General features: G+C 41.4%; 9 protein-coding genes. 5 read left to right on the top strand and 4 right to left on the bottom strand.

Annotated elements, in window-relative coordinates:
* Nucleotides 1-28: 28 nt before the first annotated feature.
* Nucleotides 29-661, bottom strand: a complete 633-nt coding sequence (locus tag IQ259_RS09320; protein WP_193883929.1) for a hypothetical protein — start codon at nt 659-661, stop codon at nt 29-31.
* A gap of 592 nt (nt 662-1,253) precedes the next feature.
* On the opposite strand from IQ259_RS09320, the gene IQ259_RS09315 reads away from it, so the two are divergent.
* A complete protein-coding gene (locus IQ259_RS09315) occupies nt 1,254-1,586 on the top strand; it encodes a DUF565 domain-containing protein (protein WP_193883927.1) in 333 nt (110 codons plus the stop codon).
* Between the two features lie 30 nt (nt 1,587-1,616).
* Entirely contained in the window at nt 1,617-2,654 is a 1,038-nt protein-coding gene (locus IQ259_RS09310; protein WP_193883926.1) for a glycerate kinase, read from the top strand.
* A 17-nt stretch (nt 2,655-2,671) separates the two neighbouring features.
* Here the strand turns inward: IQ259_RS09310 and IQ259_RS09305 are convergent, their stop codons facing one another.
* The 3 genes from IQ259_RS09305 to IQ259_RS09295 form a co-directional block, all read right to left on the bottom strand.
* Nucleotides 2,672-3,655 (bottom strand): PleD family two-component system response regulator, encoded by a 984-nt coding sequence (locus tag IQ259_RS09305; RefSeq protein ID WP_193883924.1) that lies wholly within the window; start codon nt 3,653-3,655, stop codon nt 2,672-2,674.
* A complete protein-coding gene (locus IQ259_RS09300) occupies nt 3,652-8,283 on the bottom strand; it encodes a PAS domain S-box protein (protein WP_228014456.1) in 4,632 nt (1,543 codons plus the stop codon). The genes IQ259_RS09305 and IQ259_RS09300 overlap by 4 nt, the downstream gene beginning before the upstream one ends.
* A gap of 993 nt (nt 8,284-9,276) precedes the next feature.
* Nucleotides 9,277-10,731 carry a YdiU family protein gene (locus IQ259_RS09295; RefSeq protein WP_193883978.1) on the bottom strand — a complete coding sequence of 485 codons (1,455 nt, stop codon included), beginning with the start codon at nt 10,729-10,731 and terminating at the stop codon, nt 9,277-9,279.
* A 648-nt stretch (nt 10,732-11,379) separates the two neighbouring features.
* On the opposite strand from IQ259_RS09295, the gene IQ259_RS09290 reads away from it, so the two are divergent.
* The 3 genes from IQ259_RS09290 to IQ259_RS09280 all read left to right on the top strand — a co-directional run bounded on the left by IQ259_RS09290 (nt 11,380) and on the right by IQ259_RS09280 (nt 15,800).
* Nucleotides 11,380-12,759, top strand: a complete 1,380-nt coding sequence (locus tag IQ259_RS09290; protein ID WP_193883921.1) for a CmpA/NrtA family ABC transporter substrate-binding protein — start codon at nt 11,380-11,382, stop codon at nt 12,757-12,759.
* A 93-nt stretch (nt 12,760-12,852) separates the two neighbouring features.
* The gene (gene ntrB, locus IQ259_RS09285) at nt 12,853-13,692 is read left to right on the top strand and encodes a nitrate ABC transporter permease (protein ID WP_193883919.1); all 840 of its coding nucleotides are present in this window, start codon (nt 12,853-12,855) and stop codon (nt 13,690-13,692) included.
* Nucleotides 13,693-13,796: 104 nt separating this feature from the next.
* Nucleotides 13,797-15,800 (top strand): nitrate ABC transporter ATP-binding protein, encoded by a 2,004-nt coding sequence (locus IQ259_RS09280; RefSeq protein WP_193883917.1) that lies wholly within the window; start codon nt 13,797-13,799, stop codon nt 15,798-15,800.
* Nucleotides 15,801-16,069 lie beyond the last annotated feature (269 nt).

The raw sequence follows: 16,069 nt of genomic DNA, 5'->3' as shown, positions 1-16,069 counted from the left end.
CTAAAAATTATGAATGATAGACTCTTGACTATGGACTAAGTACTAACAGCCATTCTTTGGTTTGGACATTCCACGTTGGTAGGGAAGTTTCTCCCACAACATATGGCCCCCAGTAGCGTCGAGAACCATCTTGGGCAAAAGCAACTAAAATATCTCCTTTTTCTAGCTTTAAATTGCCATTAGGCAAAGAAAGCAGCAAACCCTTATTACTACCTTCCTGAGGTGCAAAATCCCAATGTGCTGGAATGTCGTAGTTAATTTTACTACTAGTCGAACCTTTAACTTTTGATTGTCTCGCTAGTAAAGCTAGACGCACAGGCTGATCAGTTTGATTACTCATCCGCAAAGTTCCTGGCGCTTTAGTACTACCAGCCACATTTTGACGATTTACCAAGATAGACTCAACTTTGCTGGTGCTTTGTTCTACTTGGTTAGCTGGTATTGTTGTAGTATTTGAAACACTCGTCGAAGTAGCTGTAGCATCTAAAATAGGCAATTCTGAATTACTTGTTGACTGAGGCATATCAGTAGATGCTGTGTCAGATGTGTCAGGATTTGTAGTCTCAAATGACACAGTTAAATCTAAACATCCCACTATCAATCCAAGCAGCCCCAAGGTACAAGCTGTAACAGCAGCCTTACGATACACCTGAGATTTCATTTTGATATTGGTTAGAAATAAGTATTTTTGTAGTCTTGGCCAAATATTAGCCTATTCTCCGCTGTCAGAATTATAGAAAGTTGCTGACTTGTCTAGCATAGAATCTCGTGAAATTGAGTTATGCAGTGTATCATACTTATCATAGTTCTCAAAAACCATTTATATTAAGAATTACCTTTATTTTTACCAAAAAAAGCGATCAATTCCTGATGATATCGTTGCTTTTTACTCAAAAAACAGTGATGATGGGAAATATTTAATACATAAAATAAATAAAAACCAGTGAAATTACACGCAAAACTTTTTGTCTTTGGCGTATTATCGACAACAGAGTGTCTGTGATTAAACCCCCAGACAAATTGGCTAGAAATTATTTATATTTATTAACAATTTATGATTCATCATTTCAATAAATCCCACTAACATCAAAAAAAGTAATAAAATATACATTTAATTCAACAAAATTTTAACTGTGTGATTTAAAAGTATAAATTATTAATAAATACATAAAATACAACAGCAATTCATCACATTGTTCAAATATGGTCTGCAATGGTAACTTTTAAACTAAATAATTGGGAGGATTTGATTGATGCAAAACACTCGAATCAATAATTTATTAGATGCTATTGCCAGTAGCTTAGGAAAATTGTTTCTCAATCCTTGGCGGCGACTGTCGCTACTAATCATTAGTTTTTTATTTGGATTTTTTCTAGGGACAGCGATTTCTACAATAGCGGGACAAAGCTCAGAATTAGACATTGTTGTGGCAGGATTTTTAGTGCTGTTAACCGAGGTTACTAGCAGACTATTTTATAGTCAGAGCTTTTTTGCCAAGAGAGCGCTCTGGGTAGAATCGCTGAATCTTCTAAAAGTGGGTTTCACCTACAGCTTATTTGTTGAAGCCTTCAAGCTAGGCTCTTAGAAAATTCGTAATTGATTGATGGTGATGTAAATGTATTCTTGGCTCAGGGAAATTATAGCAGATGATATTCCAGAATTAACTTGGCAGCAAGCACGAGTGGCAGAATTAACTGATCTCTCAAGAGCAGAAGCTTTTGGTATTACACCGACTAACGTCGATGTAATTATTCAAGAGCGATCGCAATTACTCAAATCTGTTCTGCCAGCTTTTCGGCAATTTTGCCAAACTAACCTCAAAGTTGACATTGAGGAAAAATTAATCCTGTTATGGGACTTATGGCTGCCTTTAGGGATGAAATTAGCAGCACAGCGTCAACAGCTAAACCGTCCTTTAATCCAAGGAATCCTGGGAGTACAAGGAACCGGAAAAACTACGATGTGCCAGGTTCTGTCCTTGATTCTCCAGCAGTTGGGATATCGCACCCTGAGTTGGTCATTAGATGACTTATATAAAACTTATAGCGATCGCTTGGCTTTATTCCAACAAGACTCCCGCTTGATTTGGCGAGGGCCACCGGGAACCCACGATGTAGATTTAGGTATAAAAGTATTAGATCAAATTCGCCAGAGAGAGACTTCTGTAACTGTCCCTCGGTTTGATAAATCTGCTCATGCAGGCGCAGGCGATCGCGCCACACCAGAAATTGTCACCGACGTAGATATTGTATTATTTGAAGGCTGGTTTGTGGGTGTGCGACCAATTAACCCAGAGGCATTTAATTTAGCACCGCTGCCAATTATTACAGAAGCAGACAAGGCATTTGCTCGTGATATGAATCATCAACTGAACGATTATTTACCCTTGTGGCAGCGATTAGACAGCTTAATTTTGCTGCATCCCACCGATTATCGCAGTTCCCTAGAGTGGCGCAAACAAGCGGAACAACAGATGATTGCTGCTGGCAAATCGGGGATGAGTGATACACAAATTGTCGAATTTGTAAATTATTTTTGGCGATCGCTACATCCAGAATTATTCCTCAAGCCAATGCTGCGATCGCCATCAGTTGCTGATTTGGTGATTGAAATTTATCCAGATCGCTCTTTTGGCTCAATTTACAGTCTGTAAATAGGCTTCAAAAGATATTACGCACCCCAACGAGGGAGAGAAAAATTAGAAGATAGTTGCGGAGTAGATTGCAGAAAGCGATCGCGTCCTTCAATTTTGGCCTGATATAATGCTCGATCTGCCGCAGAAATCATATCTTGAAAGTCAGAACCAGGCTGAGGAATATCTGCTGCTACCCCAGCACTAATCGTCACATAACCACTTACCTGGGAATTACTATGGGGAATTGCCAATCTCCTGACAACCGAGCAAATTTTTGCAGCCAAAACCATTGCTCCCTGCACCTCTGTTTTCGGCAAAATCACCGCAAATTCTTCGCCGCCATAACGAGCAACTAAATCGGCTGGGCGTTTAACACTATCTTTGATTGCTTGTGCTACCTTTTGCAGACAGCGATCGCCTGCCCGATGCCCATAAGTATCGTTGTAAGATTTGAAGTAATCAACGTCACAGAGAATCAAAGACAAAGATAATTGCTCTCGCGCCATCCGTTGCCACTCTTGAGCAAAATACTCTTCAAACCGTCTGCGACTGGCTACTTGGGTTAAACCATCAATAGTCACCAATTTTTGCAGTTCTTGATTAGCGGCTTCCAGTTGTTGCTGTAGCTGACATTGCTGAATCAAGCGTTTTACCCGTTGACGCAACACAGGCCAGTGAATCGGTTTAGTGACATAATCTACCGCACCCACATCAAAGGCGTGATCAACTGACTCTTGATCTTCCAGCCCAGTAATCATCAACACTGGCGTATATTTACCATGATCCAAAGATTGCAACTGCATACAACATTCAAATCCATCCATATCAGGCATGATGGCATCCATCAGGACTATCTGGGGGTGCAGTTGCTGAAACATGATTAAGGCTTCTCTGCCATCTCGTGCTTCCACTATCTGATAACCTTCCCGCTCTAGAGCTAGTCGCAGTTGGGTGCGGATAAATGGTTCGTCGTCAACAATCAGCACTAGAGATTGGTTTTTTTGAAAGTTTGTTTTCATGATTCCTCCTCTAGTTCCATTTGCAGTTCAGTTTTGACTTGCTCATACTCTTGCTGAAGTTGTGAGCAGACATCTGCACATCCGAGGAGATCATTACTTCTACCACTAGCTTCTAAATGCTTGCAAAGTTGCGCTAGGCTGGTTGCGCCTACAGAAGCACTGCTGGACTTGAGTTTGTGAGCAGTCTTCCATAAAGTTTCGCCATCTTGAGTTACCACAGATGCCTGAATTTCTTGTATAAGTTTAGGCGCTTCGACAAAATAACAATTCAGCAGTTCTGCAAATGCTACCCGATCTCCTGCCAACATCTGACGCAGAGATTGCAAAATTTTGCGATCAATTGTAGATATTGCTAAATTTGGCGTTTTAGGTTTGGGGTGGATTTGCGGCCATGTTTGTATCGGTGGTGCTTTTGTCGGAATGCGGGGTTGGCATTTGCTCAATGCTTGAACTAACTCTGCCATTTGTACGGGCTTGCTAATATAGTCGTCCATCCCAGATGCCAGACAAACTTCGCGATCGCCCCGCATAGCATTGGCAGTAATGGCGATAATATAAGGACGCTCACTAGCTTCCCATTGCTGACAAATTCTTTGGCTGGTTTCTAGTCCATCCATTTCTGGCATGTGGATATCCATCAACACTACATCATAAGGTTGACGTTGCAATGCTTGAATGACTTGTTGCCCATCAGTGACCACATCTGCTTGATAGCCGATTTTCTTTAACATTAGTAATGCCACTTTCTGATTCACAAGGCTATCTTCTGCCAAGAGAATCCGCAGTGGCATTTTCTCAGCTAAATGAAAATCAAACTGGGAAGAATCTGGCGGAGAAATACTGGCTGGGAGCGGCTGATGTCTAAAAGCATGGGTCAGGACGTAGTAGAGTTGAGATTGTTTGATTGGTTTAGTCAAACAGGCAGCTAACTCAATATCCTCACAGTCATTAACTATTTCTGGTTTACTCAAAGAAGTCAATAGCACCAAGGGTAGATGTTGACCACTAGGCTGCTGACGAATTTCTCGTGCTAGTTTCAGACCGTCAATTTTCGGCATTTGCATATCGAGAATGGCAATATCAAACTCCACGCCCTGCGCCATTAGGGCTAAAGCGGCTTCACCTGATTCAGCAATATATGTTTGCATTTGCCAGGGCTGCACTTGCAAGCTGAGAATTTTACTGTTGGTGGGATGATCATCTACGATTAACAGCCGCTTACCAGCCAACTGAGCTAATGAGGTAGTAAGTTCTTGTAATCCAGGATGGGTAACAACTTTAGTTGTAATTGTGAAGTAGAAAGTCGCTCCAGAATTGGAGCAAGTTGACGAGATGGGTTTGCTATTTTGCCATCCAGGATCAGGATTGCCACCAATACAACCACGGCTTTCAACCCATAGGCTACCGTTCATTATCTCACTTAAGCGTTGGCTAATTACTAGTCCTAGTCCAGTACCTCCGTAGAGTCTGGTCATTGAGGCATCGGCTTGAGTGAAAGGTTGAAATAGCCGTGTCATTTTCTCTGGAGTAATACCAATACCTGTGTCTTGGATGCTAAAAATAATTTTGCAGGTGGTTTCTAGATTTTGAGTTTCTGGTTGGTTGGCGTATACAGAGAGTACAACTTCTCCTTGTTGGGTGAATTTAATTGCATTATTGAGCAAATTCATCAAAACTTGGCGCAGACGTGTGATATCACCAATAATTTTTGTGGGAACTTGGGGATGGATGAGGTAAATCAGTTCTAGGTGTTTTTGATTGGCTTTTGGCGCTAAAAGGTCAATTACCTGTTCCACACAAGCTTTTAAATCAAAGGATGTTTCTTCCAGTTCCAGCCTACCCGACTCAATTTTGGAGAAGTCGAGAATATCATTGATGATGGCCAATAAAGCATTGCCGCTAGTATGAACAGTCTCTACAAAGTCTCGCTGTTGGGGAGTCAAGTCTGTATCTAACAAAAGTTCTGTTATACCAATCACCGCATTCATTGGGGTACGAATCTCATGGCTTGTCATGGCTAAGAATTCACTTTTTGCCCGGTTGGCTGCTTCTGCTTCACGTTTTGCCTGCTCTAGGGCAAAGTTTTTTAAGGTGAGTTCTTCACGTTGGCGGGTTTCTTGTTCTAGTAGATGAGCTTGGGCTAGGGCAATACCGATTTGTGCTGCCAATGCCTCTAATAATTCAATTTCGTCTGGTGTCCATTGACGAAAATAGCTGCACTGGTGTACACCGATCGCACCATTGGGTTCTCCTTTATAGGAGGTACGAACTGCTAACATGGACTTTAAGCCGATGTCTCGACAAATTGCTTGCGCTTCTTGCAGTAAAGGATCGGCATACACATCTGGAGAGGATATTGCTTTATCTTCCTTGATCATCTGCTCGGCATGAGGATTGCCGACTACGGGAATTTCTAATACTTGCTGACAGTAATAGTTAGGAAAATTATTATACTGTGCGACCAGGGGAATGCGTGGTATGGGGCCACTAATATAGGAGTGAATTATACAGCGTTCAACTCGAAATGCTTTTCCAATTTGAATTGCTGCGGTTTCAAAAATTTTTTTGCTATCGAGACTATGACGGATTTGCTGTGTGATTTGTTTTAATAGTAATGTTTGATGTAATTGTTGTTGCAATGCTTGTTTTGCTAACACTCGTTCTGTAATGTCATGATTGAAACTCACACTTGCAATTGGTTGTCTCTGCTCATCCTGTAAGAGAATGACGGTAGTTTCACAAATTCCTTCACTCCCATCTTTACGTATAAATTGAATTTCACCAGACCAACGTCCATGCTGCTGAATCTCTGGCAAAAGTTGGGGTATGAATGTAGGAAAAACTTCAGGTTTATACAAAATATTCGGTGTTCTGCCCAATATTTCGGCTTTGGTATAGCCAAACATCCACTCAGCAGCACCATTCCAGTCAATAATTTTTCCGGTTAAATCAGTGATGATTACGCCATCATACATATTTTCAAAGATGAGGGCTTGGCGATGCAGAGCCAGTTCTGCTTGTTTACGTTCGCTAACATCGGTATGAATCCCAATAAAATGGGTTAACTTACCGATTTCATCATGGATTGGTGAAATGCTTAATTCATTCCAGAACAAGCTGCCATCTTTGCGATAGTTACGTAACAGCACCTGGCAACTTGTTCCTGCATTCAAGGATAACAGTAGTTGTTGAATTGCTGGTTGTAGGGGATCTGTACCTGGCAAAAATGCACAGTTATAGCCAATTGTCTCCGTAGCACTATAGCCTGTGATCACTTCAAAGGCGGGGTTGACGTAAATAATTGGTTGATTTGGGAGTCTGGCATCTGCAATTGTAATTCCATCACTAGCAGCGGCTAGGGCGCGTTCCCGCAATCTTAAAGTTTCTTCTACTAGCTTCAAATCGGTAATCTCAAACATAAACCCCCTGAGCATCACGGGGGTTCCAACTTCCTGTACAACATTTGCAATGTCTCGCAACCAGACAACTTGCCCACTGGCGGCTAACATCCGATATTCAAATGCGTGGTTTTCTCCTTTTGCTGTTGCTTCTTGACGGATTCGCATCGCCTGTTCTCGGTCATGGGGATGCAGATGATTGAACCAAAAATTTTTTTGATACCATTCTTCTAGGGGATAGTCCAATAGAGCTTCGGCTTGTGGCCCGACATAGGTAAATCGCCCAGTTTTGACATCGAATTCCCAAGGAATTACTTTCACTGTTTCGAGTAACTCCCGCAGTCGCGTTTCAGTGGCTCTGAGGGCAATTTCGGTCTTTTTTTGCTCCCAAATTCGCTCTACTAATTCTTGATTGATGCCAGCTATCTGCTGGTTTCTCTGTTCAGCAGTCTGGGCGAAATAAATGGATAATGCCAGTGTGCTGGCAACTAGTAACCCGAAAATTAAGACAATTATTGGCAGGGGCGATCGCAATGTTGTTAATAATTCAGAAGAGGGATACACTGCCACTTGCCAGTTGACTCCGTATAAGTCAATGCTGATTTTTTGTTGCCAAAGCAGTAGCTGTGTTGGTAGTGGGTTCTGTCCGTAAATTAACTCTCCACCCTCAAAAACTCTAATTTTATAACCCTGCGGCAAATGCACCATTGAATCCAAAAAGGATTGAATTTGAAAGACTCCTGAAATAAAGCCATCAAACTGCTCTCCAATCCAAAGTGGTACGTATGCAAAAAATCCTTTACCGCCTTGGATAAGTTCAAGTGTGCGGGTAAAAGTGGTTTGACGGCGGTTGCGTGCTGCTTCTAGTGCTGTCCGTCGTTGAGGTTCGAGATTCTGAGTAGCTTTTTTGGCAACTTCAGGTACAGTCCATCTAACTCGCAATGATGGATCAACCCATTCCAGCGCTAGATATCCTCCGAAATCTTTGACATAAGCTGCTGCTTCGGTTTGCCATTGTGTCTGCTCCAGATCACCATACAGTTGCCAGTGTTTGCCCATCCGCTCTAATGCTAGAATCCGGGTATTCAATTGGGCAGTTAATTCCGTTTGAACTGCGATCGCCTGTTGTTGAACAAGTTGTTTAATGTTACTTTGCTCTTCAATTACTAGTCTCTGCCACAGCAGAACTACAGCAATTGAGACAACAATACCAACCAATAATGGCAGCAACTTTCGTTTGCTGAAAAGTTTTATTGCTTGGAACTGATGATATCTGTGCAGCCTAACCACTTATTCATCCTCTAGCACTTTCAGCATTTGTCGTAATGATTATTACTGTTAATTAAAATTATGAATATCAATTTTACAATATCGACATTTTTTAAATTAGGTTTTTTCTTGTATTTTTGTAATAAACTGATTAAATTTTACTTGTGTTTTTTTTCTTGAGCAATTATCTGCTGCTTACCCAAAAAATAATATTTATTTTTTCAACAAAAATTAATATAAATTTATTTTTATAAACTGTTGTTTTTTATATTTATTAGATAAATCTTTTTATTCAACACAGCTATTGTGTCATTAACCAGCTACCTGATGGCTTTAAAATTAAAATTCGTATACTTTTAATTTCTTATTTTAAGTTTAGTCTATCATCTTGATAATTGTTGCCAATTTAGCAGAAACTAATAATTAAAAAATAAGAACATTCTAAAGACTATAGCTGATTTTTACTTTTTATAATAAATACCGATTTTTAATTTTGGAGTAAAAGCCTTTTGCAAAAGATTGTTCCAGAAATCTCAAATAAACGTGAATTCGACAGATGTCAAAAACCCCTATCTAAACCTCTCTCCCACGGGATGAGAGGCTTTGAAACTTGGATTTTTTAGTTCAAAACTGGGAAGGTTTCTGCACTTCTCCGCATCAGAGAGGGGCTGGGAAAAGGTTTATAGAACTCATATAGCAGGTGACAGGGAACAGGTGACACTTCGGCATGTTTCGACTGCGCTCACCAGCCGCTCAGTGACCGCATGTGACAGGGTTAAAAGTCTTTTAGTGCATGAGTTTTATCATTGGCCGATGTCCTAACTGTCTTGGCTACTGCTATATAAAATGAAAGTATCTACAGCAGTCCTAAATCATTGGTTCCAAAAAAATCCCCGACTTCTGCAAGAAGTCGGGGATTTGAGGCTTGAAATTTTTGCAAATCAAACAGGATTGCTACTTAGATTGGATTTGATCAATTATCTCAACAAAAGATTGCCAATTATCTTCCTCAGCAATTGGTTTCCAAATCGATTCAATTACAGGTCGTAGTGGCACAGTTTTAGGATTATGGTCAGCCAAGGTTTGAGCTATAGTATTCATCTGATCTACGGCAAAATCATTCAAAATTTTATGGTAGAGTATGCACCAATTATCAAAAATTGCTGACTTATCTGCGGTTGGCACAATATCTGAACTGTTTAGTACACAAGCTGGCTCATCTCGCCACTTAGCAGAAAAAGTCCGAGCCATTTCTGAGAAAAACAGGTGATAACCAACTTGACTCTCTTTTAAAAATGCGATCGTTAATTCTAAAAGCTCATCAGCTTCGGGATGTGATAATTTCACAAAACCTAACTTTTTCAACATCAAACAGCGATATTCCGCACCATAATAGTCATTAAAGTTGGCTAATCCTGCTGCCATATCAGTGGGGTCAATAATTGCCTTGAATGGTTCCTGGAGCATTTCTAAATTCCATTGGCAAATACTGGGTTGATGACCATAACAATAACGTCCGTAATAGTCAAAATACGCAGCAGTAAAATAGGGATCATAAGTAGAAATAAAGGCATAGGGGCCGTAGTCGAAACTTTCCCCAGTAATAGCCATATTGTCAGTATTCAAAACTCCATGACAAAAACCCGCTGCCATCCACTGTGCCACTAGTTTGCCTACTCGCTTGACTAATTCTGCATAGAATAAGGCGTATTTATCTTTTTCGGTGACTAAGTGAAGATAATAATACTCAATTACATGGTCTAAGAGTTTTTTGGTTAAGTCTGGACGCTGTAAATAGTGCAAACGCTCAAAATTACCAAAGCGAATGTGAGAATTACTCATCCTCACCATGACTGATGAACGGGTGGGAGAAGGTTCATCACCGCGCCATAGAGATAAACCAGTCTCAATCATGCTTAAGCAGCGAGAGGTGCGTACTCCCATACGGTATAACGCTTCAGCTGCCAAAACTTCTCGCACCCCACCTTTGAGTGTGAGCATACCATCGCCACCACGAGAGTAGGGTGTGCGGCCAGAACCTTTAGTACCAAAATCGTACAACTCTCCATCGCTGGCACGCACTTGTCCGTACAGAAAGCCTCTACCATCGCCTAAATGAGGGTTGTATGTACCAAATTGATAACCGTGGTAACGCAGAGCTAATAAAGGTTTGCGTCCTTGGAATTTGCCAAAAGCCGTGATGAAATGTTCGTCTGTGACGGCTTGGGCGTTTAGTCCTAAATGGGATAACAGTGCGTCATTGCGCCAACGCAAAATATGTTGCGGGAATTCCTCTGCGGCTACTTCATCGTAGTAATCATCACCCAACGATTCTAAAGCTGGTTTGTAGTTGAGGGTGAGCAAAGGATTGGAGAAGTTGTCGTGGTTGGGAGTTTCAGCCAGAGTCATTACGAGCAAAGCTAAAAGGATTCTTCCTTTCATCGTAACTCTGACATCAACCAAGCGCGTCAATTGCCAAGTTCATTGTGTAGGCTAAAAACAGGTATAAAAATTTATCTATAGATTTAAAACAATAATTAGCATCAGAAATTACCAATTATTTCAGGTACATTTTATTTGAAAAGCGATATATGTGAATTATTCAATAGTTGGCATAATTAATTATTGATGGATTTTAAAAAAAATCACCTTTATACGGCTCAAGCATCATATAAAGTTAATGGTTGTCATCAATAATTACCCATACATTACGAATTTCCATTAACTTTATCGGCTGTTATAAACATTAATTATGTTGTTAATATAATATTTATTTAAGATTTATCGGTTGAGAGTTAACCAATTTGATTTTAAAACCTGTAAACTAAATTTCAACGAATTAAGTGATAGCCAACAAACAGATTAAATCCCAAATAATTTGAGCAATTGATTTTCTCTTCAGTCAGTCATATTAGCCTTTACCGAGGGGTAGTTGGCTAGGATTGGCTTGTTGGAATATAACTCGAAATTATCATCCGATCGCCACAAGCGAAATTATATTTTGCTTGCGTTAATTTTCATGTCTAAAAAAAATCAATTCACCTTTGAGGAGATATTATGTCAGGTTTTTTTAATCAAATTTCTCGCCGTAAATTCATCTTAACAGCTGGGGCATCGGCAAGTTCTGTATTCCTCAAAGGTTGTTTAGGAAATCCTCCAGAAAACTTGACTGGTGGTAGTTCGCAAGCTGTACCAACGGCGCAAACTGTAGCAAATTTAGCACCTGAACAAACACCAGAAACTAAGAGTGTGAAGTTAGGATATATCCCGATTGTAGAAGCAGCACCTTTAATTATTGCTAAAGAGAAAGGCTTTTTTGCGAAGTATGGCATGACCGAAGTTGACCTTTCCAAGCAAGCTTCTTGGGGTTCTGCGCGGGATAATGTGGAAATTGGTTCGGCTGGTGGCGGTATAGATGGTGGACAATGGCAAATGCCAATGCCACATTTAATTACCGAAGGTATTATTACTAAAGGCAATCAGAAAATCCCCATGTATGTGTTGTGTCAATTGATTACACATGGAAATGGAATTGCGATCGCCAACAAACACCAAGGTAAAATCGGTCTACAACTTGCTAGTGCTAAGTCTCTATTCACAGAACTAAAATCCTCTACACCCTTCACCGCCGCTCAAACTTTCCCCCATGTTAACCAAGACTTTTGGATTCGCTATTGGTTAGCAGCCGGTGGTATTAATCCTGATACAGATGTGAAATTGTTGACTGTACCTGCGGCGCAGACTGTGGCCAACATGAAAACAGGCACAATGGATGCTTTCAGTACTGGCGACCCTTGGCCTTATCGGATTGTGACAGATAAAATCGGCTTTATGGCGGCATTAACCGCAGAGATATGGAAGAATCATCCTGAAGAATACTTGGCAATGCGGGCTGATTGGGTTGATAAACATCCCAAAGCAACAAAAGCAATTTTAAAAGGCATTATGGAAGCGCAACAGTGGTTGGATAACTTTGACAACCGCAAAGAAGCCGCGCAAATTCTGGCTGGACGCAATTATTTCAACTTACCTTCACCCGAAATTCTTGCAGATCCATTCCAAGGTAAATATGACATGGGGGATGGCCGCAAAATTGATGATAAATCAATGGCTGCTTATTACTGGAAAGATGAGAAAGGTAGCGTGTCTTATCCCTATAAGAGTCATGATTTATGGTTCATCACTGAAAGTGTTCGCTGGGGATTTTTACCCAAAGATTACATCACAAATAATGCAGCTAAGGCTAAAGAGTTAATTAATAAAGTTAACCGCGAAGACATTTGGAAAGAAGCTGCTAAAGAAGCAGGTATTACTGCGGCCGACATTCCCACAAGCACATCGCGCGGCGTAGAAGAATTTTTTGATGGAGTTAAGTTCGACCCAGAAAAACCCGAAGCATATCTCAAGAGTCTCACGATTAAGAAAGTGAGTTTGTAAAAGTGCTGCGTGCTGAGTAAGAAAAGAAAGTGACTTTCAGCTTCATCTGCGTTTATCTGCGGTTAATTATTCATTCTCAAGGAAAACAAATTTATGACACTTGCCCAAAAAAGACCAGCCAGCCCCAAGTTTGATAACAGTTTTGTATCGCAGATTCAAAAACAAATTCCTAACATTGTACCTCCGGCTGTTGCGATCGCAATATTTCTCACATTATGGCAACTATTTGCTTGGACTCCCGGAGCCACATTACCAGGGCCGATACAAGTAGTTCAAGACACTTGGGTATTAATTTTCTGGCCATTCTATGACAAAGGCGGCATTGACAAAGGGTTGTTTTGGCAGATTTTAGCTAGTTTGCAGCGTGTAGCTATTAGTTACAGCCTCGCAGCAGTTGTTGGGATTGGCTTGGGCATTTTGATTGGGGTGAATAAAACCATGTCCAAGGCTTTAGACCCGCTATTTCAATTACTGCGGACTGTACCACCTCTAGCTTGGGTTCCCATTTCCTTAGCAGCATTGCGCCAAAACGAACCAGCAGCATTATTCGTAATTTTCATCACCGCAATTTGGCCAATATTACTAAATACTGCGGTGGGTGTGAATCAAATTCCCCAAGATTACAACAACGTTGCTAAAGTACTGCAACTCAGCCGCAAAGAATACTTTATTAATATCTTGATTCCGGCTGCTTTACCTTACATTTTCACTGGATTGAGAATTGCGATTGGTTTGGCTTGGTTAGCGATTATTGCAGCAGAAATCGTCATGTCTGGGATTGTCGGTATTGGTTTCTTTATCTGGGATGCTTACCAAAATAACAACGTGAGTGAAGTAATTTTGGCACTAGTTTATATCGGTGTAGTTGGTTTATTGCTCGATAAGTTCATGGTTTGGTTGCAAAACCTAATTTTACCAGCAGAACAAAAATAAAAAGGCAGAAGGCAGGAGGCAGAGGGCAGGACTAAAAACAATTTGTATTTTTCCTCAGTCCCTCATCTCTCCATTTCACACTTCACACTTCATACTTCATTACTATGTCTGTATTCGTTGCTGTTGACCAAATTGATAAAGTCTTTAATTTAACTGGTGGTGGTCAATATATTGCCCTCAAAGGTATTGACCTGCAAATTAAGAAAGGTGAATTTGTTTCTTTAATTGGCCACTCTGGTTGCGGAAAATCCACATTATTAAATATGATTGCGGGTTTGGATTTGCCAACTGAGGGTATTGTGACTCTGCAAGGACAAAAAATCACCAAACCAGGGCCAGACCGGATGGTGGTATTTCAAAATTACTCGCTATTGCCTTGGCGAACAGTGAGAGAAAATATCGCCTTGGCGGTAGATTCAGTAATGCGGGGTTTAGCTGCGGGTGAACGTAAAGCCATTATCGATAAACATATAGATATGGTGGGTTTGCGTCCCCATGCTGACAAACAGCCGGGAATGTTATCTGGTGGACAGAAACAACGGGTGGCGATCGCTCGCGCTTTAGCAATTCGTCCTAAACTGTTACTGTTAGATGAACCCTTTGGCGCGTTGGATGCCTTAACACGGGGTAACTTACAAGAACAGTTAATGCAAATCTGTGAAGAAAATGAAGTCACAGCAGTCATGGTGACTCACGACGTAGATGAAGCAGTGCTGTTGTCTGACAAAATTGTGATGTTGACCAATGGCCCCGAATCTAAAATTGGCGACATCCTAGAAGTTGATATTCCCAGACCCCGCAAACGCATGGAAGTTGTGGAACACCCCAGCTACTACAGCTTGCGGAGTGAAATGATTTACTTCCTCAACCAGCAAAAACGCATTAAGAAACTCCGGGCGCGGAAAACAGCGGATGTTGCCCGTCATGGGTTAGAAAAAGTTAACTTAGAAATTGGCTTCTTACCTCTAACTGCTTGCGCTCCCTTAGCTGTAGCAAAAGAAAAAGGTTTCTTTGCCAAGCATGGTTTAGATGAAGTGAACTTAGTTCGGGAAAGTAGCTGGCGGGGTATTGTTGACGGCATCAGTGGCGGTTATTTGGATGCAGCGCAAATGCCTTCTGGGATGCCCATGTGGTTAACCTTGGGCGGAAATAAAAACCAACCCCTCCCTGTTGTTACCGCCCTCACCATGACCCGCAACGGTAACGCCATCACCTTAGCCAAACGCTTTTATGATGAAGGTGTTCGCACCTTATCTGACTTCAAAAATTACCTCCTCCGCACCCGTGAGCAGCGTCACACAATGGGCGTAGTCCATCCCGCTTCCATGCACAACTTATTGCTACGTTACTGGTTAGCGGCTGGCGGTATTGACCCGGATACAGATGTGGATATGCACACAATTCCACCAGCACAGATGGTCGCCGACTTGCAAAACAAAAGTATTGACGGTTACTGCGTGGGTGAACCTTGGAACTATCGCGCCGCCGTGGAAAATGTCGGCTTTACTATTGCTACTGACTTGGAAGTTTGGTTAGGACACCCAGGTAAAGTCCTCGGTGTGCGGGAAGATTGGGCAGAAAAGTATCCTAATACTCATATTGCTTTAACTAAAGCTTTGTTAGAAGCTTGTCAGTACTGTGCAAATCCCGACAACGCCGAAGAAGTCAGAAGAATTGTGGCGGGTAGAGATTACGTCAGCACAGATTTAGAGTATATCCAACTGGAAGACCCAGATAGCCTAGTATGTGACATCAACCATCCTCTGCGGGACTACGCCCATCACCAGTTTTATTCTGAGTCTGCCATTAACCGCCCTAGTCGCACAGAACAAATCTGGATTATGAGTCAGTTGGCGCGATGGGGTGACACTCCCTTTCCTAGAAATTGGGTGGAGGTTGTGGAACGAGTTTGTCGAGTGCGTGTTTTCAGCACCGCTGCTAGGGAATTAGGTTTAGATATCAGCTACACTCGCCAACCAATTCAGTTATTTGATGGGACTCCCTTTAACGCCGACGATCCCATCGCCTATCTCAACAGTTTACCGATTAAACGCGACTTTTCAGTTGCCGAAGTTGTTCTTGATTTGCCCAGCAGAAGAGTTGCATAACTGACAGTTGAGTATTGTAACTTCAGCGATGGAGATAAAAGGTTCACTCACCGAGTTCCGAACTTCATTGATGGAGATAAAAGGTTCACTCACCGAGTTCCGAACTTCATTGATGGAGATAAAAGGTTCACTCACCGAGTTCCGAACTTCATTGATGGAGATAAAAGGTTCACTTACCGAGTTCCGAACTTCAGCGATGGAGATAAAAGGTTCACTCACCGAGTTCCGAACTTCAGCGATGAAGATAAAAGGTTCACTTACGAAACCCA

This window comes from Fortiea sp. LEGE XX443 (genome assembly GCF_015206815.1).
Taxonomy (GTDB): domain Bacteria; phylum Cyanobacteriota; class Cyanobacteriia; order Cyanobacteriales; family Nostocaceae; genus Nostoc_B.
Note: the sequence above shows the minus strand (reverse complement) of the source record. Positions and strands in the feature narration are given on the sequence as shown.

Bases quoted from the DNA above. Each gene is read 5' to 3' on its own strand.
- ntrB (WP_193883919.1), top strand. From the start codon at position 12,853: ATGACACTTGCCCAAAAAAGACCAGCCAGCCCCAAGTTTGATAACAGT.
- IQ259_RS09280 (WP_193883917.1), top strand. From the start codon at position 13,797: ATGTCTGTATTCGTTGCTGTTGACCAAATTGATAAAGTCTTTAATTTA.
- IQ259_RS09320 (WP_193883929.1), bottom strand. From the start codon at position 661: ATGAAATCTCAGGTGTATCGTAAGGCTGCTGTTACAGCTTGTACCTTG.
- IQ259_RS09290 (WP_193883921.1), top strand. From the start codon at position 11,380: ATGTCAGGTTTTTTTAATCAAATTTCTCGCCGTAAATTCATCTTAACA.
- IQ259_RS09310 (WP_193883926.1), top strand. From the start codon at position 1,617: ATGTATTCTTGGCTCAGGGAAATTATAGCAGATGATATTCCAGAATTA.
- IQ259_RS09315 (WP_193883927.1), top strand. From the start codon at position 1,254: ATGCAAAACACTCGAATCAATAATTTATTAGATGCTATTGCCAGTAGC.
- IQ259_RS09305 (WP_193883924.1), bottom strand. From the start codon at position 3,655: ATGAAAACAAACTTTCAAAAAAACCAATCTCTAGTGCTGATTGTTGAC.
- IQ259_RS09295 (WP_193883978.1), bottom strand. From the start codon at position 10,731: ATGACTCTGGCTGAAACTCCCAACCACGACAACTTCTCCAATCCTTTG.